The organism is Amycolatopsis sp. NPDC054798 (assembly GCF_053611505.1).
The window spans coordinates 172,562-197,172 of sequence record NZ_JBSHAM010000001.1 but is presented as its reverse complement, the minus strand read 5'-3'; the positions used below and the strand labels follow the sequence as shown (position 1 = coordinate 197,172).

Here is a 24,611-nt window from a genome sequence, read left to right as displayed (position 1 = left end):
TCAGCCCACTCGCGCGTAGTTCGCGTAGTTCCAGTAGGCGAGCTCGTACCGGGCGTCGGCGCGATACGGGATGTGGCCGCTGGTGAAAATGAGGTACGCCTGCGGGGCGGCCGCCGTCGGCGTCGTCGGGGGGAGAAGGTTGTCGCGTACTTCGTAGAGCCAGATCGTCTCCGCACGGGCCAGTTCGATCGGCGGGAAGGCGTAGGACTGCCGGAACAGTTCGCTGACGTGCGCGGCCTCGAGGACGGCGGGGCCGCGCACCGGCTGGGTGCCGAAGAACGTGCGGAAGTCGTATCCGCGCTTGCCTCCGCTGGCCAACGGGAGGAGACCGGCCGGCGGGAGGTAGCGGAAGTGGTCGGTCGCCACGGTGGTTTCCGGCGCGACCTGCCCGCGCAGCTGATCCAGGTGGTCCTGGAACTGCAGGAACACGGCCTCGCCTTCGGCCGGGCGCCGGTCACCGGTCGCCTCCGGCCACGCGGACGGGCTCCGATGCGTGACGCGGCGGCGGGCCGACCACAGGTCGATGAACCGGATGCCCGGCCCCGGGGTCCAGAACACACAGCCCAGCGGGACTTCGCTGTCTCGCAGCTCCGTCCTCCGCAGGTCGTCGAGCAGTCCGTACCCGGCCGCCGGGGAGCCGAACGGGTCGAGTTCGAGCCGGTTCCGGCGGGGATCGGCGGTGCCGAAAAGCAGGTGTGCTAAGCGGTTGCGCAGATGTTGGACATCGGCGAGCAGCGCGGGGTCGAGGTTGAGGTTGATGGCGCGGAACTCGACGCCGTCCGCGCTGGCGTCGGTGTTGCACGCGGCGGTTTCGTTGCCGAGACCGCTCACCCGCGCACGGCCGACCGCGGACCACGCCGGGGCGATCGTGAGCAGGTAGACCCCGGACACGATCAGCGGCGCACCGGGGCCGAGTCCCGAGCACGACGCGAAATCGCCGTTGTCACAAGGCATCGACGTCCGGGCGGCGGTGCCCGGATCGGCCCGGCGGGCAAGGGTGACGCGGGTGTCGCGCTGGAGTTCCAGCGCCCGGCCCCGGCGATTCACCGCGACGCCTGCCGACACCGCGACCACCGGGTCGGCCGGGTTCCCCCCGGACGGCACGCTCACCTCCAGGCCGCGGACTACCCCGTCGCCGACGGCGAGCCCCAGCCGGTCGCGCAGCCGCAGATTCGCGTCCTGTTCCCGGCGCAGGTCCTCGGCGGCCAGCAGCCTGCCGTTGAAGAAGTTGACCGTGCGCACGTCATTCGCGATCGGTTCGTCCACCGCATACGGGCCGCCGTTGCCGCTCATGCGTCGCCTCCGAACCGGATCACCTGGAGCTGGAAGCCCTCGATCTCGGTTTTCCCGCCGCCTGCCCGCAGAACCCGCACCGCGAGCCCCGGCCCGTCCGCGACCGCCTCGACCACGTGGGTCCCGGCGGCGGGCGCGACCACCGCCGTTCCGGTGACCACGTACTGCGCTGCCGGGTCGTAGCCGTCGAAGGTCAGGTCGAACACTCCTGGCACGTCCACTCGCGGCGCGGCGGCGAGCGTGCCGAACGAGGACCGCGCGACGCCCTCGGCGTCAAACTGTCCACATGCGACGATGCCGGGTTCCTTCGGCTCCGGCGCGGAAGCCGGTTCGGCGGCCAGCGCCGGAGTCACTCCCGATCCGCTCCCGGTGACCGTGAATTCCTGCAGGAGCCGCGAATTCACCAGATACGGCCGCCGGGTCTCGTCGACGGTCGCGCCCCCGGGTCCGACCAGCAACCGGTCCCGCACCGCGTCATAGATCACCGCGACAGTCAGTTTCGCCAGCAACACCGCGTTGGTGTCCACATCGGACACTGTCTTGTCACCGGCGCATCCACAGCCGCATCCGGCGCCCGCCGCCCGCCAGCACGGCAGGAACTCAGTGACCCAGACCCGCCACGCCGCGCGCACGAAATCGGCATACGAAGCGCTCGGGATGGAAATCCCGGCCGGCGGCGCGGCGGCGAAGAAGCCCGTCAAAGGCGGGCACGGCGGGGCGGGCGGCGGAGCGCCGACCCCGGACGCTGTGCGCAAAGCGGCGAGGAACTGCGCCAGGGTCGTGGTGGCGGCACCCGTGACCGGGACTTTCCGCAGCCACCGGGTGAACAGTGCCACCGCGTCTTCCTCGCGCTGGTCCGGCGCGGTGAAACTCAGGTCCAGCTTGAAGTCGTCCCGCACCCGCGACGGTGCAGTCAGCTCGTCCTCGCTGCGACACGGCTCGCCGGGGATCGGCACTTGGTCGGTGAGGCATTCGGCGTACCGCAGGAGCACGTACAGCGTGAGACTGCCGGTGTTGCCGCCGAGCGTCCGGACGACGTCGGCGCGGTGTGCGGCCAGCCATTCCACCAGATACGCGCACTGTGCGGGAGACACGCAGACGAACTGCCCGGACGGACACAGCGCCGCTCCCGGCGTCACCGACAGCCGGGGCCCGCGATCCGTGCCCTCGTACGTCGGCTCGTAGCCGACCCGCAGCCCGGACACCGTTCCGTAGCCTGCCATCGACCTGGCGAGCAGGCGGTCCTTCGCGGAGAGATAGCCGAACTCCTGGGTGAAGTCGTCCACCCCGAGGACCATCCCGTAGGTGTAGTTCACATGCTTGGCCGGATTCTGGCCTGCTCGGGCAGGCGTACTGGCCATGAAGGTCGTCATCGGGCCGCCCTCCTGTCACGACGTCGATTCACGGGCACCTCCGGTCGGGAGTGACCGCCGGACGGCGGCCACGGGGCTGGCGAGCACGCTCTCGCCGACGTACGACCGGCCGAGGACGGCATCGGCCAGCAGGTTCGGGGAACGGCCGCCCAGATCCACCAGGGTGTCCAGGCCAAGGCGCGCCTCGCCGAGCCGGAAAGCCTCCCAGTAGAACTTCACGTCGAACACCGTGTGCGCGGGCTTCTCCAGTTCGACCACCCGGCGCACCAGGTCGAGCGTGCTCGCCCGATCCGCTGCCGCTCCGCGGAGATCGGTGTCCCCGGCGGTGCCCGCGGGGACCGGGAGCAGCACCCGGAACCGGTGCGCCGCCTGTGCCGATCGCACGCACACCGCCTGGAACTGGAACCAGTCGGTGAGCGCGGGTTCCCGCTCCGGCAGGTCGACGGGCGGCGGGACCTGGTCGTAGGACGTGACCGCCGACGACCCGGCGAGCTGGTAGGCGGCGGCCAGGTCGGCGAGCCGCGGGTAGCGGCGGCGCAGAAAGTCCCGCCAGGCCGCGACCTGCCCTGGCACCGGGACGAACCCCAGTGCGTCGAGCGCGACGGCGCGCCAGATGGCGGCGGACGCCGCGTCGGCCGGTGGCACGAGCGGGAAACGGGTGTCCGCTGGCGCGGCGGGCAGGGCGTCGCGGTAACGCCGGTGCAGCGCGGCCGCGCCGTCGGACGGCCGCCAGCGGTTCCCCGGCGGGGCGGGCAAGGCGGTCTGGGTCGGATCTCCGAGCGCCACCCCTGGGGTCAGCTTCGTTTGGTAGCGCTCGACAATCCGGGTACGCAGGACGCAGGCACCCGGCGTATCAAAGAACAAGGAAGGGTCGGCCCGGTCCTCGATCGCCAGCGCGAGCGCGGCCCGCAACCCGCGAACCGTGCCACGCCACTGGAATAACTCCATGGTGTGCGAAAGCAGCAGCCGTCGCTTGGCCTCGTCCCAAGCGGGATCCAGAGTGAGTTCGAACCAGCGGCCCAGCCAATCGAGCGCGCCGGCGGGCGTGGTGCGCGGGTCGAACAAGACCTGCGCGGCCGCGATCCGGTCTTCGATGGTGGTGTAAATGCCTTCGAAGTTGGCCAGGAATCGGTCCATAAAGGACGCTGACTCGGGATCTTCCCGATAGACAGCGGGCAAGTACCGTTCCAGGTAGGAAAACCGCGGGAAGTAGGCGCGCAACGCCCGCAAGCGCGGAGTGCTCCGCTCGTTCCCGTCCAGTTCGAGCCGCAGGCGCAGGTAGCGGCCGCGAGCCCGCTGGAACGCCAACTCCCAGGTGCGATAGTCCCCGGCGTCCCCGGAGTAGGGCAACTCTGAGCCGTCGCCCCTGGCGTACAGGGCCGGTTCCGCGAACCAGTCAAGCGACACGTCCAGCAGGGCCGGGTCGCCGACCCAGTCCGGCGAAAGCTCCAGCAATGCCGGGTCGTCGGCGACCGCACTCCAGACGCGCACCCCGGTCTCGGAGGCGAGGCACGCGTCGAGCAGGAGCCGATGCCAGACACACCCGGGTTCGCCGCCGTCGAGGATCCCGGTGACGATCGTTCCCGTTCCCACGAACTTGTGGCGCGGCTGCGGGACCAGCGGAAGCCAGCGGTCGTCGAAGTCGTAGTACGCCTTCCCGCCCGCGGCCACCAAGGCCTTGCCCCCGAACAGGCGCATCGGGAAGTACCCGCGCACCAGCGTCAGCTGTGGTCCGCCCGCCGTAACGGCCAGTGAGAAGGCGAAAGCCTGGTCGCCGCGCTGGTCGACGACGAACAGCTGCCCCAGCAGGTCCTCGGTGGCCGGGACCAGGGCGAAGTCGTGCGCGGCGACGACCAATTGGCTTTCCGCGTCGACAATCGGCACCGCCGGTCCGACCGCGACGCCAGCTCGGTAAGCACGCAGGGTGGACGGACCGTTCACCGGAGCGCGGAACAGGATCAGCACGGTTCCCTTGGCCGCCTCGACGGCGATCGGGTCGGCGTCGAGGGCGATCGCGTCTGCTTCGCGCGGCGGTTCCGGCGGCAGGCACGGCGCTTCGGAACTCGGCCCGGCGAGCGGTTCGAACCCGCCTCCCGAAACCGGCGGCGGGACCGGCTGGTGCCGCACAACCTGGAATCCCCGGTCGAGTTCCCAGTAGCGGTGGTGCTCGCGGTCGAGCACGAAGACGCCGCCGCCCGGACGCGCGGCGAGGTCGAACGGCGAGAACGCGACGGTTTCCGGCCATTGCAGGCGATCCGGCGGTCCGCCCGCCTGCAGGTCGAAGATCAGCAACCCAGCGGGTGCGGTGAGCCCGACGACCAGGTAGTGGTCCTCGGTGACCGCGGTGCCCGCCATCGACAGCGGAGTGTCCTGTTTGGACGGATTAACGGCTTCGAATGCGTTCTCGGGACCGGAACTGATGTTCTCCGCGATCGGCCAGAAGGTCGTGGTGGCACCGGTTCCCGCCGAATTGACCAGCACGGTCTGCCGGGTGCGGTCGATCCAGTACCAGTTGCCGTAATGGTCGCTCGCCGCGCCGCGCCGGTCGTCCAAGCTCAGCGGCACGGCCTTCGAGGCCGGGAACCGGAACGGCAGCGGACGCAACGTCAGCTCGTCACGAGTCTTGTCGTAGAAGGTGTCCTTCGCCGTGCACCGGCCCCAATCCGCCTCGCCGAGCAGCAGGTGCAGTTTCGTCCCGTTGACGTCCATCAGCACCCCTCCGCGACGACCGGGACCGGGATCCGGCGCGGCTGCGGACCGGTCGCGGGCGCGGCCCCCTGAAGCTGGTCCAGCGGGATCGGCTCGCCGGGAACCACCGAGATCCCGGCCAGCCGCGGGAGCTGAAGACCGGTCAGCTCGACCCGGTCGGCGTCCGGACCGCCGCCTGCCGCGAGGAGGATGGAGCCGACCACGCGGACGCCGTCGACCCTGGTGGCGAACGCGGCCAGCTCCACTTTGGACACTGCGGTGCGCAACGGCCAGCCGGTCGCCGCGTGCGGGAAGTCCCCCGGCTCGCTCGGCAGCGGCGAAAGCACCCGCACCAGCTCAGCCCGGACGCGCTCGCGGACCTCGGCGACGCTTGCCCCCGGCACGACGTCGATCCCGGCCGACACCCAGATCGGCACGTAGTCGGGACCGCGCAGGAACAGCTCGGTGGTGACCAGCCGCCTCGGGTCGAGGTAGGCGCAGACCGAGTCGAGGAAGAACCGGTCGGGTCGCGGGGCTTCCGGCTGAGCCTGGTCGAACCGGGGCACCAGCAGAAGGGTGACCGCGCCGGGCGCGCCGCCGGGAAGATCGGGGGTGAGCTGCGGGTCGTACGCGGGCAGCACCTCGACCCGGCCGAGGTCGACACCGGGCGTGCGCCGGGCGAGGGTGTCGAAGTCTTCCGCGGTGACAAGCCGGTCGCGGTGCGCGAGATAGCGTCCGATCTGTTTCTCTCCCTCGGCCACGGACTCGGCGTCGGCACCGCCCCAGGTGCGGATCGGGTTCGTCGCGGAGAATCCGGCGGGCAGCGCCGGGCCACCGGTGATCGAACCCGCGCCGACGTTTCCCGCGCCCCCGGCGGAGTAGCTGTAATCGGCGCGCAGAACCGCGTCCGGCTGCGGTCGCCTGCCGTGGAGACCGTCACCGAAGCGGAGTGTCCCGGCCTCAGCGTCCAACTCGAAGACGTCGGTGGGCGCGGGCTTCGGCTGCGGGGCGCCAGGAGGGAGTCGCAGATCGGGGACGCGGACTTCGGGACCCGCGGCGAGCAGGTCGTCGATCTGGGTCCAAGTCGACACGGCAGCTTCGGCGGGTGGGGTCGCGGTCACGGTCGCCGTCACGAGCACGGAGCCCGGGACCACCGGGGCGTGCGCGAGCCGCACGCTCTGGTCGGGCAGGCCGGTGCCGTTGGGCAGAACCTCGTTGGCGACGTGGGCCCGCTGGGTGACCGGGCTCGCGTTGAGCACGACCTGGAGCACCCGCGCCTGATTGGCCGAACGCGCCCGGATCCGCAGCCAGGTCACGATCCGCTCGGCGAGGCGAGGGTCCTCGACCGCGGGCGGGAACTCGTCGACGCCTTCCTCGGTCGGCTCCAGATTGGTCCACAGCCGGAGGCCGTCGGCGCCGGGCAGGCTCACCTGCGCGACACCAGGCCGCAGCAGGACGTTGCCGGTCGCCCGCGCGTCGCACACGGCGTAGCCAGCGGTCCGCAGGCGCGGGTCCTCGGGCAGCAGGCCGTCGGTGGCGGGCAGCAGGAACTCCAGATGCGCCTGGCCCTCGTCCCCGCCGGTGCCTGCTGGCGGCAAGGTGCGGCTGACCTCAGTGACCACCGGGACGACGCCGACGTTGAGGGTCCGGCCGGCCAGTTCGGTCCGGATCTTCTCGAGGTCGCCCTGTTCGCCCGGCCGGGCGAGCAGGGCCATCCACAGAGAGCCGTCGGCGGTGCCGGAGACGAGGTCGACGCCCTCGGGCCGCGAACCGTCGAGCAGAACCGATTGGTACGGACTGAGATCCGCGGGCGGGGCACCGGTGCGGCCGTCCACAAGGAAGGAGGCGTACAGCTGCCGGTAGAGCTCGCTCATCTCGTCGGTGAGCGGGACGGGCTGCTTGTAGTAGACGCGGCTTTCCAGCGGCAGCACGTCCAGCCCGAGATCGGTCCGGAACGGCACCTGTCCGGCGTGCACCTCCAGGTCGGCGTTGAGGGTGACCGTCTTCAACGGGCCGCGTTCGTTCGCGAAGGTCACGATCCCGCTGGCCGGGGTGCCCGGCTGGAGCGAAACACCCAGCAGGGAAAGGAACTTGCGGCGGTTGCGCTCCGGGATCTGGTTCACCCGGTACAGCAGGCTGTCGGTCATGAACGCGAACAGCTCGACCAGGGTGATCCCCGGGTCGCTGCGGTTGAAGTTCGTCCACTCCGGATTGTGCACCGGGATACGGGCGATGGCCTCGTTCAGCAGGTCCTCATAGGACCTTCCGTCGATAACGGGAACCTCGATGGGCATGCCGGCCCTCACCCCTTCACCGCGATGGAGACGGATACTTTCGCCACGGCCTGCGTCGCGACCAGCTGGTAGGTCACGGTGGCCACGGCGGCTTCCTGGTCTTCGGGATCCGGCTCCACCGCGACCGAACGCACCAGGATCCGGGGCTCCCATTCGCCGATCGCGCGCCGGATCCGGTCCGCGAGCTGATGGCGGGTCCCGGTCGAGTTGGGTTCGAACAGGTACTCGGCCGCCCCGCCGCCGAATTCGGGCAGCCGCAGCCGCTCTCCGGGGCTGGTGCCGACCACGATCCGGACGCACTCGCGGATGTTGTCCTCCCCGGCCGACCACGCCAGCCTCCCGTCCGCGCCGACCCGCGGCGGGAAGGCGATGCCGCGACCCAGAAACCCTTGCCCGGTCACGGCTTCGACCTCGACTTCGATCGCAGCGGGACCGGAAAGCAGAGCCGGAAGAACGAACTCCAGAAGAAAACGATGTTGAGCAGGAAGACGAACACGATCAGCACCATCAGCGCGCAGATCGTGATGACCGGGATGGAAAACTGGCAGACCACCCCGAGATCCCAGGACTCTTCGTTCGCGACATTGCCGTTCATCGCCTTCTTCAGGTCCGTGATCCGGTCGAGCTGGCCGCGCAGCTGGTTGGACAACAGGAAACCGACGCCTTTGCGGAACTTCCGGAGGTCTTTGACGCCGGTGTCGACCGGCAGCGGGATGCGGATGGTGCGGGCGGGCGCGTCGGGGTCGAAGACCTGGGCGATGGCGAACGGGGACGTCGGCCTGCTGACGATGTCGACCGGCCGCGGCGCGCAGCGGGGCCGACGGTAGACGCAGCGGATCACGTACCGCGCTTCGCCGGTCGACTCGATTTTGGGCACCGGCAGGTCACCCGGGGTCCCGGCGGGAGGCGCGGCACCCGAGGAAAGCGCTGCGTAGAGGTGTTCCCGCAGCCGCACCGCGAGCGGGTCATTGTCCGAAGTGGCCGGTACGACCAGCGTCGAATTCGACACGTCACAGCGAAGCCTGGGGGCACCACTGCCGGGCTCGCCGGTGATAGCCGCCCATTGCGCGGCGGCGTCAAGCAGCGCGGCACGCCACGTCAGTCCAGCGACTGGGTCCACAGTGGACGCTAGATCGTCGTAGAGCGGACCAAGCGCAGCAGACGTCGGACGGGTCGCCGAACTCAACGCTTGCCACAGCAGCGGAAGGTGACGCCGCAACAGGTCCGAGAAGTCGAGCAACAGGAACGCGGAGCCTTCGAGCCGGAGCGGTCCAGGGATGGTGTGCGCGGGATCGGGACGCCTGAGTTCGGTCAACGGTCCGAGCACCGCCGAGTCGAACTCGGTCCGGCGCGGGTCCGCATCGGCCGTGCCGCCGGGTAGTCCGCGCGGCGGGAACGGCTCGAGCCTGCCCGCGGCGCGGAAGGTCTCCCGGCTCGACACCGGCACCAAACCGGCGAACAGCCGCCGCTTCCGGTCCTGATCCGGATACACCACGGGAAAAAGCGGGAACAATTCCTCGCCGTCGACCACAGTGGACTCTTGCCCGGCGGGGACGGGCAGCCAGCTGCGGGCCGCCGGGTCCGCGGGTTCGGTCGCCCACGCCAGTTCGCCGCCCGCGGTGTCAAGGCGCCGGAACACGAACCCGGCCCGTTCTCCGTCGGCGAGCCGCACCGTGTGGTCCGGCAGGCCGGTGTGCCCGCAGACCAGGGACGCCACCACGAGGTTGAAGTCACCGTGCAATGGCTGATACAGCTTCAGCACGTCGAGCGGCGGGGGCCAGCCCTGTGCAGGCGCACCCGGCGGACGGTTGCGGAAGCTGACCGGCTTCGCGACCCGCTCCGCGAGTTCGGCGGACCGGTCCCGCAGGATAGCGGCCAGATCGTCCATAAAGGAATCGGAGGCGAACCGCAGCAGCGCGGGACGGCGCATGCCGTCGGAGTCCCCGGCCGCGACCGTCGCGGTGGCCGACGCCCACAATGGGGAGCCGGTTACCCAGTGCACCGAACTGCTCATCTCCGCCCCCTCACCAGATGTTCCCTGCGCCGGGGGTATAGGCGGTGCCGACGACGGTGCTCGCGAGGGCGGTGTCGGCCTTGGTAACTCCGTTGAACGTCGACATCCCCGCGTTGACGGTCAGCGTCGCGGCGGAGATCTCCATCGTCGCGGCGGAGACGGTGACCTTGGCGGAGCTGGAGATCGTGATCCCGGCGGCTTCGAGCTTCACGGAGTTGCCGCCCGCGTCGGAGACCGTGACCGACGCGGGTACGTCCGCCAGCACGACCTTCTGCCCGCCAGGCGTTTCCACGGTCAGCGTTTCGCCGCCGCCGGTGTCGTCGAAGGTGATCTTGTGCCCGCTGCGCGAGCGGATCACCCGTTTGTCGTTGCGCCCGGCACCGTCCATCGCGACCGGCGGGTGGGCCGCGCCGTTCCACAGCGAGCCGACGACGTACGGCCTCCGTGGATCGCCTGCCTCGAAAGCGATCAGCACCTCGTCCCCGGCCTCCGGCACGAACCAAGTGCCCCGCCCGCCGCCCGCCATCAGCGTCGCGAGCCGTGCCCAGGCGCGGTAGGACGACCCGCCGTTGTCGGGAGCCCACGGCAGGGAAACCTCAACGCCGCCTTGGCCTTCCGGATCCTTGACGTCGGTGACCAGCGCCGGGTACACGCCGAACCACCGGTCCAGTCGCTCGGCGACGAACGCCGCCCGCAGCGTCTCGTCGAACACCCCGGTCACGACGCGGCCCCCAGCCACGCGCGTTCGGCACGGAACTCGCTGCGCAGGCCGATCTCACCGTCGAACAGATGGGTGACCTCGGTGACGTAGTACTCGCCCGAGAACAATCCGCCCAGCGCGCCAAGGCTCACCGTGGCACCGGTTCGCAACCGGCTCGACGTCTCGGCCACGCCTCGCGCGGTCACAAAGCGGCGCGCGATCCGCCGGTACAGGGTTTCCGCGGTGCTCCGCGCCTCTCCGGTGCTGACGGGCGCACTCTGCACCACGGACTCCTTGCGCTCCCCCAAGGTGTCCGCGAGCAGCCGCGAACCCCCGGTGCCCCCGGCAAGCTCACCACCGAGCACGGAGGGACCCGCGGTCTCGGCGATCGCCCGCCCTCCCGCGCGGTCCCAGCCGCCCACCGTCACGCTCGCGCGCTGACCGGAAAGGTCGGCGAGCACGGTGAACTCGCGCAATTCGTTGCCGTAGCCCAGTTTCAACGGCGGGCTGTGCCGATCCGCACGAGCCCTGGCGACCAGCTTGGCGCCGTCGGTCCACAGTTCGGCGTCCACGGCACGGGCCCGATCGCGAAGGAACGCCAGGTCGCTCTGGTTGAGCTGAGCCAGGACGCGGTGTTTCGGCCCGGTGAGCCGGACGTCCGCGGCCAGCCCGTGTTCAGCGGCGACGCGGGTCACCACGTCGGCATCGGTGACGTCGGTGAACGTTCTGGTGCGGCGGGTCATCCGCAGGTCCTGGGCACGGTCCTCGGCCAGCACGGTGATCCGCGCGCCGCCACCGGCCGGGTAGTCGCCCTCGATGCCGGAGATCCGGCCGCGGAAGAGCACGTCGGCACCGAGTCCGATCACCAGCTCCTTGCCGAACTCGAGCACGTCGCGTCCGAAGTAGAGGAAGGTCAGCCGGTTTTCCTTGGTCCCCCAGTTGCCGAAGGTCGCCTCACCGGAAAACAGACCTTCGGTGTTCTCGTGGATCCGCAACCGCAGCAGGGCTTCGGCGAGTTCGGCACTGGCTCGGCCGCCGATCGCCACCGTCGGGCGCGAGGACGCGAGCCTCGGCCGGATTTCCGTCGTCGCAGTCATTTCAGTACGCCCTCAGCCGTTCTGCGCGCTCGGCGCGGACGACGGCGGCGCGCACCACCAGCAGCTCGGCCTGTTCCGGGGTGAACTCCTTGCCCTGCGACGTTTCCACCGGCGGGTGTGGTTCGGCCGCCACCATGTCGACTTCGTTGATCAGCACGGTCATCTTTGTTCTCCTCGGCGTTCAGAACCGCGCGGCCAGGCCGGCGTTCAGGTCGAGCAGCTGGCCTGGGGCGAGCAGCCGCGGGTTTTCGATCCCGTTGGCCGTCGCGATCGCCTGCCAGCTGACGGCGGCTCCGGCACTCGCGGCCAGGTTCTGCAGTGAGACACCCGCGGGTGCCTTGGTCAACGGCTTCGTACCCGCTGTCGGTCCGGCCGCGGCCGTCCCTGAGGGACTGCCCGCCAGTTTGGCGATTTCCATTTGCCCGGACAGGGTCAGCGAAAGGGAAGCTCGCAGGGGGCGGCCGTCCGGGGAGAAGAAGTCGAGGGATTCTTCCAGCGAATCCATCACCCCGGCGAACGTGAAGGTGCCCCAGACGAAACTCAGGCCAGGCGGTACCGGTTGCGCCTTCGGGTCCACTGTGGACCTACGGGGAATCATGAAGTAGGAGACCCCGCCGGTAAGTTCGCGGACGTCCTGGACCCCGCGGGCTCCCGGCGCGTTGACGTCGAACCACAGCTGCAGCGCGAGCTTCGTCAGCCCGGCACCGATCACTTGCCGGGGCGGGTTGCCGTTCTGGTCGCCCGCGCTGGCGGGCTGTTCGGTCTTGGTGGTGTAGCTGACCTTGAGCGATTCCGGGTTGAACTGCACCTCGACCTGTTTGCCGCCGGGGAGCGGGTTCGTGAACTTCGCGTCCAGTTCGACGAGCTTGGCCTTGCTCAACGTGGCCGGTTCAGCCATCGGTTCCTCCTTCCGGCGGGCGCAGGGTCAGCGACTCGTACCCCAGTTGCATCTCCTCGACGGCGACGATCCCGTCCTTGGCGTTGAACGCGGGAGCCTTGAGCTTCAACGGAATACACCGGCCGAGCGTGAATCCGGCCCGCACGGTCCGCCGGTCCTCGGCGAGCAGGACGACCTCGCCGGTCGCCCGCACCTTCGGGTCGAAGGCCACCCGCTCGAACCAGTGCCACAGATCGAAGCCGTCGGTCATCCCGCGTTTGAGCGTGAGCTGGCCGTAGGTCACCGGCCCGGCCAGCTTGATCTGGACGCCGTTGTTGCCGCCCTCGCGGATGGTCTTCACGTCCAGGTTCATCTCCAGCCCGTCGCATTCGGCGAACGAGGCTTCGCACAGCGGCGCGGAAGCACCGTCGGGGACGATGGAGACGGTGAAGTTAAAGCCGGAAAACGGATAGCCGGTCATTTCACACCCCGTCCACGGTCAGCTCGCCGTCACCGGCGTGCACCAGGCGCACCAGCAGGAACCGCAGCGGGACGGAAGGTGCGGCGCGCAGTTCGACCACCAGTCGCTCCTCGTTCGCGGATGTGCGCACCTGAAAGGACTGCGCCCGGGTGGCTCCGGCGAACGCGCCGCGCGCCAGCAACCCGGACAGGATCGCTTCGAGCTTGAGCCGCAGGTGCCGTCCGACAGCGTCGCCATTGGGCTCGAACACGAACGCCGGAGCCTCCCGGACGGCGACGCGCCGCAGCAGAGAAAGCAGCAGCCGCACCGGGATCGGGCGGAGGTCGGGATCCTGCGACAGAGTGTCGGCCGACAGCGTCAGAAATCCTCGCGGTTCCTGACGCACCAGGTTCACCCCGGCGTCCTGCAGTCCCTGGTACTCGGCCTGCCGGAACCGCGGGGTCAACGCGACCACTCCGGTCAGCGCGACGTTGGCCGGGGCGACCCACACCCCTCGGCCGAGCGCCCTGGTCGCGAAGACCCCCGCGGTGGCCCCGTCCGGAGGCAGGTCGCGAACGGTGCCAGTATCGTCCGAAATGGACAGCCAAGGATGGTAAACCCCGGCGAAGCCGAGCGTGCGCTCCTCCGCCACGGCGGCGCGGAGCTGGCTGGTATGAGCGATGGCCTCGGCTGCTCGGTAGCGGTTTGGCAAGGTGAGCAAGGCGAACTGGTCGCCGCGGGCGGCGCACATCCTCGTCATCGCCCGCTGTATCGACACCAGACCCGCACCATCCACTTCGGACTTCTCTGCCCACGGCTCGCCGCTCACAATCGCGACAGCGACACCGTTCGACCAGTCGCTGGCGCTCTCCACGGTCTCGACCCGCACTCGGTAGCAGTACGTCCCCGGGCTGCGGCCGTAGAGGTCGACCGTGGTGGCGCCACCTCGATAGACCTCCCTCGCCGTCTTCCAGGACAACGGGTCCACAGTCTCTTCAAGCACTGAGGTCGCACCGGCAGGTGCCTGCCAGCTGAGGTGGATGTCGCCAGGAGCACCGGCGGAAATCAGATTCAGCACCGGCGAAGGCAACGCCCGGCTCTGCTGTGCCTCGAAATCCTGGCCTTGGTGACTACACGGATCCGGCCGGACGTACGGCTCGTGCGCGGGCGGCGTGGGCGCCGGGGGTGGGGCGACAGGATCCCAGCCTGCGTGCACCGCGTCGGGCACTGCGACCACGGTGACCTCGTCGACGCCGAGCAACGCGTGGATTCCGACCAGCGGCCGGGGGTGCTCGCTCTGGTCGCGCAGGAACTCCGCGGTGGGCAACACCGTGGCGGTCCCGGCGTCGGCGAGCGCCGGGTCGAGGAACAGGCTCGGGTCGAACTTCGCCAGCCCGTCCCGTTCCAGTCGCCGTCCGGGGCTCGCCACGGCACCGACGTAGGTCCGGCCGTCACTTACTGACAGGCCGATCGGGTAGAGCACCGGCGTCCCGACTGGCCCGGCAAGCGGGTATCGCGGAGTCGTAACGGCTGCCCACAACGGTGGCACGGGTTCCCGTCTCCGTTCGTCCAGTGTGGACAATCCGGCGTAGAGTTGCTCATCGGTCGGCAACGCCCCGGCGTACCGAGGATGCGCGGGCGCGAGCCCGAGGTCACCGAGCACAGCAGCCGTCTCGGTACCGTTCCTGGCCCGCAGTTCCATGGTCAAGACAGCTGTCGTGGCCGGTGTCGCGAGTTCAGCGGCAGGCGGCGGGGGCACCGGCCGGATCAGCCGCCCGGACACCAGCGCGCGCCCCGACGGCCCGGCCGCGGCCTTCGCCTCACGCACGAGCAACTGGGCGCGTCCCCGGCTGCCGAGGTCCAGCCGCACGAACGTCCCGGCGGCAGGCGGATCAGTGAGCGGCACAGACAGCGTCGCGACGACGTCCCCAGGGTCGCGAGCGGGATCGTCGGCGACAGTCACCGAAACGGTGTTCGTACCCCAGCGCGCGGAACCTTGCGCCGGAGCGCCCAAAACCGTTTCCTGGAACAACAACGGAAGCTCGCCGGTCACGACCGTGACACCGGGCCGCGCTTCGGCCGAGCGGACGACGAACATCCCGGTCAGCCGTTTCGCCGGATAGGCGACCCGGATCAGATCACCGGCCCGCACCGCGTCGTGGCCGCGCACGACACAGCTCACGGACGCGCCGAAGACAACGTCCTCCGCGCGCACCCGCCGGGCCAGCAGCCCCGCCGACACCGTCAAGTCGTCGGCCCAGCCACCGGCCGACCGCGCGAAGAACTCGGCCTGCACTGGGAATCCGTCAGCATCGAGAACCGCCACTCCCGGCACTGGGAAGGCCGAACGCACAGCACTGCGCGCCGCCACCCTGACCACCCAGCACCGTTTACCTCCGTTGGCGAAGAACGCGCGCACGGCGGGCTCCAGGTACCCGGTCACCGGCTTGCCCGAGACCGCGTCACGGAACAGCTCCGCCCGCCCGCCGAAGATCTCGGTGAACCGCGTGCTGTCCTCGACCACGACAGGGACGCCGAGCGGACCGGTGCGAGCGAACCCGGTGAACCCCGCGATGTCCATGCGAGGCAGGGCCTCCGCGGACTGCGAAGGCCGCGCCTGGAACGAAACGCCAGGCAGCCGGCGCTGAGCAAGAGTCATCTGGTCACGCGACTTCCATGAACTCGGAGCTGAGGGTGAGTTCCTCGATCGCGACGTCGGTGCCCTTCGCGTTGAACGGACCGCTGACGTGTTTGATGATCCGCGCTTCGTACAGCGTCCAGGTCAGTACGACCTGGGAACGTTCCTCGTTGAGCAGATGGATCCGGACGGTCCGGCGGGCCTGCTGTTCGCCGTTGCGGATCTGGTTCAGCCAGCGGTACAGGTCGACCGCGCCGATGACGCCGCGTTTCATGGTGACGTCGGTGGTCTTGTTCAGCCCGGTGATCTTCCGGACGCTGTTGCGGCCGTCGTTTCCGTTGCGGTACTCCGCGACGGTGACCTCCATGCCGACGTTGCTCATCTCCTGGAAACCGGCCAGCGGGGAATCGACGGCCGTGCCGTCGCCGAGGTCGACTTGGAAGTTGAACTGGACATAGGGCCGGTCTGCTCGGGTAACAGCCATGACGGGTGACTCCTTTGTGGACTGTCGGGTCAATTCTTGGCGTCGGCGGTCATCTGCCCGATGCGGAAGACCACGAACTCGGCCGGGCGCAGCGGGGCGACCCCGACCAGGCAGACCAGCCGTCCGTTGTCCAGGTCGTTCTGGCTCATCGTGCTGCGGTCGCATTTGACGAAGTAGGCCTGCTCCGGCTTGGTTCCGAGCAGGGCGCCGTTGAGGAATTCGTTGAGCAGGAAGTCTTCGACGGTGTGCCGCACGTTGGCCCAGAGCCGTTCGCCGTTGGGCTCGAACACCGCCCACTGGGTGCCCCGGTCGATCGAATGCTCCAAGTAGGCGAAGTAGCGCCGGAGGTTGACGTACTTCCATTCCGGGTCCGAGGTCGCGGTTCGCGCGCCCCACAGCCGGTTCCCGCGGTCGGCGAAGAACCGGAAGCAGTTGATGCCCTCGGGGTTCAGCACATCCTGCTGCGCCTTGTTCAACGTCTTCTCGAAGCCGAGCGCGAGCGTGACGACCTCGTTGGCAGGCGCCTTGTACACCGCGCGCTGAATGTCGTTGCGTGCGTAGATCCCGCTGACGAACCCGCTGGGCGGAAGTTGGATCTCCTGTTGGGTCACCGGGTCGAGCGCGGTCACCCAGGGGTAGTAGAACGCGGCGTGCGTCGAGTCGATCGCCGCCCGCATCGCACGCACCTGTGCGATGGACTGGCCGTCGCCGGAGTCGAGGACGGCGATGCGATAGCGCATCCGTTCGCAGTGGCCCACCAGCAGGCTGGCGATCGTCGCGGCACTGGACTTGTAGTTGTTTTCGAAGCCAAAAGTCGAGCCGGGCGCGGCGACGATCGAGATGTCGTCGATGTCCTCAAAGGCTTTCAGACCAGTCTTGTCGTCGAGACCGGCACCGCCTTCGTACTCCGAAGGCGTCGGTCGTATGCCGTCGTTTCCGCCGGTGAGATGGAGGTCGACGGACCGATCCGCGTCGGTGCTGTCAGCCTTGTCGAGCTTGTCGAGGAGTCCGGCTTTGGCGGCGAAGAACGCCTTCAGCGCGTCGCCGCCGTTCAGCACCGTGGCTCCTGCCTTGATCACGATCGGCAGGGTGAGGGCAAGGCCGCGATTGGCCGGGCGCTCGGCGAAGTACGCGGACAGCGAGTCGGGCTGGCCGGCGCGCTGGTGGCCAGGATCCAGCGGCAGACCGGACCAGCTGCCGGGGCTCGTGTTCGGATCGGCCGGGAAGTCCGACACCTTCACGGTCACGATCGCCACCTGGTCGCGGCCGGCCTTCGGAACCGGCGCCGCCGCGGCCGCGTCGGCGTTGGCACCGCGCCCGGCACCTGCCGCGCCGGGAGTCGGCGGCGGACTGGCCACAATGGACTCAAAGGTCCACGAACCGCCGCCGACCGGAGCTTTGGCCAGGTAAAAGCCCCGGGCCGGGCCGGTGGTGTCGGTGCCGAGCGGGCCGATCCACACCACATCGAGGTTTTGCAGCCCGTTGAGCACGTCGCCGGCCGCGAGGATGTTCTGCCCGCGCTGCAAGGTGAACCGGACGAGCCGTTCTCCTGCCACACCAGGGAAACGCGCGCTTACCTGAAGGGTGGCGGCCTTCTGGGCATCGGTCGGCGGAACGGGCGGGGTGGCGGTCGACGGTGCCAGAAGGTAGGCCTCGGCCGTCCCGGTAGTGGCACCCGCTTTGAAGACACGCTGGACATACAGCCGCGCGCCGCCGTTCTCGAAGAACGCGCGCACCGAATGCCACAGATAGTTGTGTGTCGTCCCGGCGTCGGAGAAGACGAGCCGCCCGCGGTCCCCGTAGGTGCGCTCGAAGTCGAGCAAGCTGGTCAGCAACGGCGGATCGCCCGCCACCGGCCCGTAGCGGGCGGGGCCGACGAACGCGGTGGTCGTGGTGCTGACGCCTTCGATGGACTTGCTGCGGAAAGAGACTTCCTCCACGTAGACGCCGGGCGCGAGGTATTCAGGCATGCGGACTCCCTTGGGCAACAGGTGGAATGGAGGCGATCAGGAGGCTGGAGCGGCCCGCCGTGCGCACGACCAGCTCTCGCCCGTACCGGAGCAGGACCGAGGTGAGCGGGGTGCCTGCCTCGTCGGCCAGCAGGCGGGCCAGCGGCTGACCGAGAACTGCGCAGAGATCGGGAATCCCACCGGGCGCGGCGACCGGAACCGGGCCTGTGTAGGCACGAACCCCAAGCGTCCAGTCCTGTTCGGACAGTGGAACGGTGGCGGGCGCGGCCGCGGAAAGATTCAGCCGCGGCGGCTCTGGATACGGCAGCAGCACGGTGACCAGGCCGTTTCCATCGGCCACGCCCAGCCGGGTTTTGCCGTCCGGAGCCACCACCTCCAGGACCGCCCAGGGGCGGGGAACCCCGCTCTGTTCGAGCTGGGCCCGCACGACCGCCATCCCGGCGGGCACCGGACGGGCGGCGGTGGAAAACAGGGGCACCGTCAGCGGTGGCGGGCGCCAGGTTTCCGGCGCGGAGAACACGCAAGCGGGGGCGAACAGGCCGCGAGTAGGCGCGGTGACGGTGAACCCAGTGGGCAGGAACCGCCCGGCCGGATCCGTCACCTCGACGCGGTACTCGCCGGTCACCGGCGGGTGCGCCCAGAACGCGGCCGTGCCGTCGCCGCGTTCGGTCGCGCCGAGACCGGGCAGTCCGCGCAGGACGTAAACCCCCGACGGCGACTCTCCCGCGACGCCCCCGCGATGCGCGACGCGCAAGCCGGAACCGGCGGAATTCCCGGTGGCGGCGTCGGAAAACCGGATCCCGAGCGGAGCGACCCTGGTGATCGGCTCGCCGATCGCGGGAGGCGTCACGACGGCACCGCCGTCTCGTACCGGAGGTCAGTGGTCTGGACCAGCTGGCCCTCAGCGAGGTCTCGGACGGACTCGATCTCGACGATCCGGACCAGGTAGGCGGCCGAGGGTTGCTGGTTCGCCCGTGCCACGTCCCAGATGTCGAAGATGTCCTGCTGGGAAAGGTTCTCCCAGACCAGGTCGACCGTCTCGCCGGTGCGAAACGCTTCGGCGGGGGCGTGCGAGTTCAGCACCCCGGCGGGGAGCGTCGGGGTGTCGTGCAGGACCCGGACGCACCAGCCGAGGAGCCGCTGCTGGGTAGTGGCGTCCTTCGACCAGGCGGTCAGCAGGTAATGCAGGTCGAGCGGGAGCGGCGGCCCGTGCCGGATCCCGCTCGCGTCCACCCTGCCGGGCGCCGCGCGGCGCGAACCGTTGACGCCCACGTGGTAGAGGTAGAGCGACACGGTGAGCCGATCGCTGATCGGCCGTTGCAGATCGCCGGAGCCATACAGCGAGAACGCCGCCGTGGCGAATTCAGGCTCGGTCGCGGCCGCGCTTTCAAGCAGGCCGAGCACGGCCTTGCTCGCAGCGGCGATGCCAGCGAAAGTCGCCATCTTCCTGACCTCCGGTCCCGATCCGTGCGATGGGATGACTGTCCCGAGGAGGCGTCACCGGCGCGTCGGCTCCGGCGTCACAAAAAGCTGGGTGGGGGGTCTGGTCTGCCGGTGGCGACCGCATCTGCCGACTTCAGAGCCGTGGGCCTGCCGGAGAATGAGCAATACGGCGGTGCACCCCCGTACCGCCAGAGCTGACGTCGTAGAGTGCTGGGCCGATCACGTCAGGCCGAGGGGGGCACGATGAGTGAGGGTAGTGAAACGCCGAAGAAAACCGGCTGGGGAGAACTTGGGCACAAGTGGATCACCGCCATCGCGGCACTCGTCACAGCATTGGCCAGTGCTGGCTTCTTCATTGGCCGGAGCAGCGCACCAGAGGCGAAACCGTCATCTCCGGTGACAACGACGGCAACGCCAGCGACAGTGACCGTGACAGCGGCCCCCGCGGCTCGATCGTCAGACGCCCCCACGTCGAACCCGGGGTCGGCGAAGCTCGACGACGAGACTTACTGGTCAGGTGAACTTGAATGGGGCAAGTTCAACTTTGACATCAGCCCTCCGAACTACACCGACGGTGAATACATCCAGTACCTCGGCGATGGCCTCCTCTACGTCAACGGCAACACCAAGTTGACCTCCTGGAAGCGGAGCGGACAGCCCGGCAAGAAAGAGTGCGCGTCGGCTGTCGACGCCGACGGCTCCAACCAGACCCGTGTCATGAAGGACAACCAAGTGTGCGGGCGCAGTGCGGAAGGACGCATCTTCCTCCTGAACGTGATGTCGATGGGTAACACGCTTCGCACACAAGTAACCGTCTGGAAGAAATGACCCGCTAAAGGCACCAGCGGGCCGGTTCGGCGTGACTGACACCACGAGCGACAATGGAAGCGTGACTGCCACCTTGACCGCGCCCACGTTGAAGATCGGCCCCTACCAGGTCGATCCCCCCGTCGTGCTCGCTCCGATGGCGGGCATCACCAACGTGGCGTTCCGGCAGCTCTGCCAGGAGTACGGCGCGGGCATCTACGTCTGCGAAATGATCACCGCCCGCGCGGTCGTCGAACGCCACCCCGGCACCATGCACATGATGACCTTCGGCGAGAACGAAAAGCCCAGGTCCATGCAGCTCTACGGCGTCGACCCGAAGACCATGGCCGAGGCCGTGCGGATCATCGTCGGCGAAGGCCTCGCCGACCACGTGGACAGCAACTTCGGTTGTCCTGTCGCGAAAGTGACGCGCAAGGGCGGCGGTGCGGCGCTGCCGTTCAAGCGGCGGCTGTTCGCGGACATCGTGCGCGAGTCGGCGAAAGCCGCGGCTGAGGGCGGCGTTCCGTTCACTGTGAAGTTCCGTGTCGGGATCGACGACGACCACCAGACGTTCCTTGACGCCGGACGCATCGCCGAAGCCGAGGGCGCGGCGGCCGTCAGCTTGCACGCGCGCACGGCCGCGCAGCGCTACTCGGGTCAGGCCGACTGGACGAAGATCGCGGCGCTGAAAGAGGCCGTCACCAGCATCCCGGTGCTGGGCAACGGCGACATCTTCAGCGCGGACGACGCGCTCCGCATGGTCGCCGAGACCGGCTGCGACGGCGTGGTCGTCGGACGCGGCTGCCTCGGGCGGCCGTGGCTGTTCGGTGAGCTGGAAGCCGCATTCCAAGGTCGTGAGATACCAGTGGGACCGAACCTCGGCGAGGTCGCGCGGGTCCTGCGGCGGCACACGGAACTGCTGATCGAGCACGACGGTCCGGACAAGGCCATGCGTGACATCCGCAAGCACATGGCCTGGTACCTGATGGGCTTCCCGGTCGGCTCCGAACTCCGACGCGGCTTCGCGATGGTGACGAGCCTAAACCAGCTGGACGACCTGATCGCCCAGCTCGACCACGACGCCCCGTTCCCGACCGCCGCGACCGGTCCGCGCGGACGGCAGGGCTCGCCGGGCAAGGTGACGCTCCCGCACGGCTGGCTGGACGACCCGGACGACGACTGCGTCCCCGAGGCCGAAGACATGCACTCCGGCGGCTGACCGCGGCTGCGGCTCAAGGTCAGGTTCCCGCGCTCGATGACTGCCTAGCGTGCTTGGCCGGAGCTACGTGGCCAGCGCACCCGGCAGCCGACCATGAACCACAGCTGACCTGCCCAGATAGCATTTGCCCCCAGGTTATCCACAACCCACTGTGGACAACCTGGGGACAACTTGGGGTGCACGGCCTCAGGCGTCGATCTCCTGCGGCGCGCCGCCGACGGTGATCTTGCGCGGCTGGGCCTTCTCGGCGACCGGAATGCGCAGCGTCAGCACGCCGTCGACGTAGTCCGCGGCGATGCGCGTGGTGTCGAGCGTGTCTCCGAGGAAGAGCTGGCGCGAGAACTTGCCGCGCGGCCGCTCGGAGACCTGGACCTGTGCGTCCTCGACCGCGACCGGCGTGCGCTCGGCGCGGACGGTCAGCACGTTGCGCTCGACGCTCACGTCAATGGAGTCGCGGGCGATTCCCGGGAGGTCGAACTGGACGACGTACTCGTCGCCGGCGCGGTAGGCGTCCATCGGAACGGAGCGCTGCGCGGTGCCCTGACCGCCGAAGAACTGCTGGGTCAGGCGGTCGAACTGGGTGAACGGGTCGGTGCGGATCAGCATTGTCGAATCCCCTTTCGGACAACTGCGGCCAGCCTCGGGGCGCTGACCAAGCCTTGCAAAGTTGCCAACGCGCGACTCAACTTATTTGTTCCCGTGTCGCTCAGATCACAGCGGCGGCGCGAGACCGGCCAGAACTGTCGGTGCCGGTCCGTAGAGTGCGTCTCGTGATCGACCAGCTGACCATCCCGACCGACGCGGCCGTCTTCGACGCCATCGCCGCCGGCCCCGAAGACGGCCGCCCGGTACTGCTGCTGCACGGCTTTCCCCAGGCCGCCGTGGAGTGGGAACACCAGGTGGCGACGCTCGGCGTGCTCGGCTACCGCGCGGTCGCGCCGGACCAGCGCGGCTATTCGCCGGACGTGCGGCCCGAGCGCCCGGCCGAATACGGCATCGCGACGCTGGTGGCGGACGTCGTGGCCATGGCCGACGCGCTCGGCTGGAGCAAGTTCGACCTGGTCGGCCACGACTGGGGCGGCGCGGTCGCGTGGTGGGCGGCCGACGAGCATCCGGAGCGGCTGCGCAGCCTCACCGTGGTGTCCACGCCGCACCCCGGCGCGCTCGCCGAGGCGATGCGGACGGACGAGGACCAGCACCTGCGGTCGGCCTACATGACGGAGTGGCGGCAGACCCCCGTGACGGAGCGGCGCATGCTGGCCGACAACGCCAAAGCGCTGCGTGACATCTTCGACCGGCGCGTCCCGCCGAGCAAGATCGACGAGTACGTGCAACGGCTGTCCGAACCGGGTGCGCTCACCGCCGCGCTGAACTGGTACCGAGCCGGACGTCCGGGCGGAAAGATCGGCAAGATCTCGGTGCCGGCGATGTACGTGTGGTCCACAGAGGACGTCGCGTTCGGTTCCACCGCCGCGCTCGACACGGCGAACTGGTGCACCGGGCCGTATCGGTTCGAGATGCTGGAGGAGGTGTCGCACTGGGTCCCGGAGGAAGCGCCGGAGGCATTGACCTCGCTGATCGTCGAGCATCTCGGAAGCCGGTGACACCCCAGCTCGTTCGGCCGCGCGTTCGACGGGCTGGGGCTTCGAGCGTTGAGTGAAGACCCGACACTCGAATCGGGCGAACCGGCCACCCGGCTCGCGGTATCGGCCGTCAGGTGCGTGGTGTTCAGTATCCGGAGTGGACACCAGCATTGAAGCCGAAACCGAACGCGTCGTCTTCGTGACCGAGGACGGCGTGCCCACCGGGGAGACCGGGCCGAAGCTCGCCAGTCATCACGCGGAGACGCGGCTGCACCTCGCGTTCTCCTGCTACGTCCTGCGCCGTTCGGACAACGCCCTGCTGATCACCCAGCGCGCGCCGCACAAGAAGGTGTGGCCGGGGGTGTGGACCAACAGCGTGTGCGGTCACCCGGCTCCCGCCGAGCCGCTGGAGAACGCCGTGCGCCGGCGGGCTTCGTACGAACTCGGACTGCCCGGGCTCGACGACCTCGAGTGCGTGCTGCCCACGTACCGCTACCGCACGCCGCCCTTTCAGGGGATCGTGGAGAACGAGTTCTGTCCGGTGTTCGCCGCGTGGACGGACGTCGATCCGCGGCCGAATCCCGAAGAAGTGGGCGGCTGGCGATGGATTTCCTGGGCCGATTACACACAGTGGATCACAGATCCGGGTACTGACGCGAGTTACTGGGCTCGTGATCAATTCGCGCAGCTCAAGGACAAAAAGCCCTTCTCCGCGCTCTGAGCGGAGAACTCCGCTGCGTGACATCAGCGGAACTCCGTCGTCCACTTGAGCGAAATTCACCTTCGTACGTACCGATCACTCAAGCCACCGCTCCTTTACGACGAAAACGATGGAGTGGCGGAGGTCAGAGTGTCGGCGGACGACGAGCTCGGAACGGGGGAGACCACGCCAGACCTGCTCACGTTGCACGAGTCCATCGCGGACCTGTTCGCGACGCGCGGCGATTGGCGGCGGGCCTACCGGCATCTGCGCTCCGCGCTTGACATCGCGCGAGCGGGCAGCCTGCGCGATCCGCTCACCTCCAGCTACAACCGCCGCTACCTCGATCAGCGGCTGCCCGAACTGCCGGCCGCGGTCGCCGTCGCCCTGGTCGACCTGGACCGGTTCAAGTCCGTGAACGATACGTACGGTCACCTTCTCGGCGACCGCGTCCTCTGCCGGGTCGCCGATCTCCTGCAGGAGGGGCTGCCCGCCGATGCGTTCTGCGCACGGTACGGCGGCGAGGAATTCGCTCTCGTCCTGCCGGGAATCGATCACCGGGGCGCCGTCCGGATCGCCGACGCCGCCCGCCTTCGGGTCGCCCGTCATCCCTGGTCAGAACTCCAGCCGGGCCTGCGCGTCACGATCAGCGTCGGCCTCGCGCACGGCACCGGATCCGGACCGCGCCAGCTCCACCGGGCCGACAATCTCCTTTACGCCGCGAAGCGGGCCGGCCGCAACAAGGTCGCTTTCCACGACCGCGAGACCGCGCAGGTAATTACGCACTCTGAGTAACGCAGCTCTGCGATTACTCCATTCACTGAACCCGATCTTCACCTGTTCGTCCGCTTCAGTGCGCCTTAGGGCGACGCATGGTGAAGAAATTCGCGGGAGGGTGTCGTCACGAACGGCGGGTATCCGTACGATAACGAAAAGCTCCCCCGGTACGACGAGTCCTGGGAGACCCGGCG

General features: G+C 69.2%; 22 protein-coding genes. 5 read left to right on the top strand and 17 right to left on the bottom strand.

The genetic code is table 11. The features are described from left to right. From ACWGIC_RS00975 to ACWGIC_RS00900, 16 genes are read right to left on the bottom strand one after another with little or no spacing between them, the layout of a single operon-like run. Positions 1-1,293, bottom strand: coding sequence for a hypothetical protein (locus ACWGIC_RS00975; RefSeq protein ID WP_452073821.1), 1,293 nt, complete (start codon positions 1,291-1,293; stop codon positions 1-3). Then, positions 1,290-2,666 carry a hypothetical protein gene (locus tag ACWGIC_RS00970; RefSeq protein ID WP_452073820.1) on the bottom strand — a complete coding sequence of 459 codons (1,377 nt, stop codon included), beginning with the start codon at positions 2,664-2,666 and terminating at the stop codon, positions 1,290-1,292. Before ACWGIC_RS00970 ends, ACWGIC_RS00975 begins: the two co-directional genes overlap by 4 nt. A 15-nt stretch (positions 2,667-2,681) precedes the next feature. Further along, on the bottom strand, positions 2,682-5,375 hold the full coding sequence (locus ACWGIC_RS00965) for a phage tail protein (protein ID WP_452073819.1): 2,694 nt from the start codon (positions 5,373-5,375) through the stop codon (positions 2,682-2,684). Continuing rightward, positions 5,375-7,648 carry a hypothetical protein gene (locus tag ACWGIC_RS00960; protein WP_452073818.1) on the bottom strand — a complete coding sequence of 758 codons (2,274 nt, stop codon included), beginning with the start codon at positions 7,646-7,648 and terminating at the stop codon, positions 5,375-5,377. Before ACWGIC_RS00960 ends, ACWGIC_RS00965 begins: the two co-directional genes overlap by 1 nt. An 8-nt stretch (positions 7,649-7,656) precedes the next feature. Then, positions 7,657-8,049: a GPW/gp25 family protein gene (locus ACWGIC_RS00955; RefSeq protein ID WP_452073817.1), complete on the bottom strand. Its 393-nt coding sequence runs from the start codon at positions 8,047-8,049 to the stop codon at positions 7,657-7,659. Continuing rightward, complete coding sequence (locus ACWGIC_RS00950; RefSeq protein ID WP_452073816.1) at positions 8,046-9,662, bottom strand: hypothetical protein; 1,617 nt, start codon at positions 9,660-9,662, stop codon at positions 8,046-8,048. Before ACWGIC_RS00950 ends, ACWGIC_RS00955 begins: the two co-directional genes overlap by 4 nt. Before the next feature lie 10 nt (positions 9,663-9,672). Beyond that, positions 9,673-10,383, bottom strand: a complete 711-nt coding sequence (locus ACWGIC_RS00945) for a phage baseplate assembly protein V (RefSeq protein WP_452073815.1) — start codon at positions 10,381-10,383, stop codon at positions 9,673-9,675. Then, complete coding sequence (locus ACWGIC_RS00940; protein WP_452073814.1) at positions 10,380-11,459, bottom strand: phage late control D family protein; 1,080 nt, start codon at positions 11,457-11,459, stop codon at positions 10,380-10,382. The genes ACWGIC_RS00945 and ACWGIC_RS00940 overlap by 4 nt, the downstream gene beginning before the upstream one ends. 1 nt (position 11,460) lies before the next feature. Next, a complete protein-coding gene (locus ACWGIC_RS00935) occupies positions 11,461-11,622 on the bottom strand; it encodes a hypothetical protein (RefSeq protein WP_452073813.1) in 162 nt (53 codons plus the stop codon). 18 nt (positions 11,623-11,640) lie between these two features. Beyond that, on the bottom strand, positions 11,641-12,357 hold the full coding sequence (locus ACWGIC_RS00930; RefSeq protein WP_452073812.1) for a CIS tube protein: 717 nt from the start codon (positions 12,355-12,357) through the stop codon (positions 11,641-11,643). Next, positions 12,350-12,817, bottom strand: a complete 468-nt coding sequence (locus tag ACWGIC_RS00925; RefSeq protein WP_452073811.1) for a phage tail protein — start codon at positions 12,815-12,817, stop codon at positions 12,350-12,352. The genes ACWGIC_RS00930 and ACWGIC_RS00925 overlap by 8 nt, the downstream gene beginning before the upstream one ends. A gap of 1 nt (position 12,818) precedes the next feature. Continuing rightward, positions 12,819-15,455 carry a hypothetical protein gene (locus tag ACWGIC_RS00920; RefSeq protein ID WP_452073810.1) on the bottom strand — a complete coding sequence of 879 codons (2,637 nt, stop codon included), beginning with the start codon at positions 15,453-15,455 and terminating at the stop codon, positions 12,819-12,821. Between the two features lie 4 nt (positions 15,456-15,459). After that, on the bottom strand, positions 15,460-15,918 hold the full coding sequence (locus ACWGIC_RS00915; protein WP_452073809.1) for a phage tail protein: 459 nt from the start codon (positions 15,916-15,918) through the stop codon (positions 15,460-15,462). 29 nt (positions 15,919-15,947) lie between these two features. After that, positions 15,948-17,888 carry a phage tail sheath family protein gene (locus tag ACWGIC_RS00910; RefSeq protein WP_452073808.1) on the bottom strand — a complete coding sequence of 647 codons (1,941 nt, stop codon included), beginning with the start codon at positions 17,886-17,888 and terminating at the stop codon, positions 15,948-15,950. Continuing rightward, positions 17,881-18,738 (bottom strand): hypothetical protein, encoded by an 858-nt coding sequence (locus ACWGIC_RS00905; RefSeq protein ID WP_452073807.1) that lies wholly within the window; start codon positions 18,736-18,738, stop codon positions 17,881-17,883. The genes ACWGIC_RS00910 and ACWGIC_RS00905 overlap by 8 nt, the downstream gene beginning before the upstream one ends. Continuing rightward, on the bottom strand, positions 18,735-19,331 hold the full coding sequence (locus tag ACWGIC_RS00900; protein ID WP_452073806.1) for a DUF4255 domain-containing protein: 597 nt from the start codon (positions 19,329-19,331) through the stop codon (positions 18,735-18,737). Before ACWGIC_RS00900 ends, ACWGIC_RS00905 begins: the two co-directional genes overlap by 4 nt. Before the next feature lie 243 nt (positions 19,332-19,574). Between ACWGIC_RS00900 and ACWGIC_RS00895 the strand changes: the two genes are divergently transcribed. Then, positions 19,575-20,159: a hypothetical protein gene (locus tag ACWGIC_RS00895; RefSeq protein WP_452073805.1), complete on the top strand. Its 585-nt coding sequence runs from the start codon at positions 19,575-19,577 to the stop codon at positions 20,157-20,159. A 61-nt stretch (positions 20,160-20,220) separates the two neighbouring features. Beyond that, positions 20,221-21,357 carry a tRNA dihydrouridine synthase DusB gene (gene dusB, locus ACWGIC_RS00890; protein WP_452073804.1) on the top strand — a complete coding sequence of 379 codons (1,137 nt, stop codon included), beginning with the start codon at positions 20,221-20,223 and terminating at the stop codon, positions 21,355-21,357. Between the two features lie 186 nt (positions 21,358-21,543). Here dusB and ACWGIC_RS00885 read toward each other — a convergent pair whose 3' ends face one another. Next, positions 21,544-21,963, bottom strand: coding sequence for an Hsp20/alpha crystallin family protein (locus ACWGIC_RS00885; RefSeq protein ID WP_452073803.1), 420 nt, complete (start codon positions 21,961-21,963; stop codon positions 21,544-21,546). Positions 21,964-22,127: 164 nt separating this feature from the next. Between ACWGIC_RS00885 and ACWGIC_RS00880 the strand changes: the two genes are divergently transcribed. The 3 genes from ACWGIC_RS00880 to ACWGIC_RS00870 all read left to right on the top strand — a co-directional run bounded on the left by ACWGIC_RS00880 (position 22,128) and on the right by ACWGIC_RS00870 (position 24,435). Then, the gene (locus ACWGIC_RS00880; RefSeq protein WP_452073802.1) at positions 22,128-22,961 is read left to right on the top strand and encodes an alpha/beta fold hydrolase; all 834 of its coding nucleotides are present in this window, start codon (positions 22,128-22,130) and stop codon (positions 22,959-22,961) included. 136 nt (positions 22,962-23,097) lie between these two features. Then, on the top strand, positions 23,098-23,661 hold the full coding sequence (idi, locus tag ACWGIC_RS00875; protein WP_452073801.1) for an isopentenyl-diphosphate Delta-isomerase: 564 nt from the start codon (positions 23,098-23,100) through the stop codon (positions 23,659-23,661). A gap of 114 nt (positions 23,662-23,775) precedes the next feature. Further along, entirely contained in the window at positions 23,776-24,435 is a 660-nt protein-coding gene (locus tag ACWGIC_RS00870; protein ID WP_452073800.1) for a GGDEF domain-containing protein, read from the top strand. Positions 24,436-24,611: the final 176 nt, after the last annotated feature.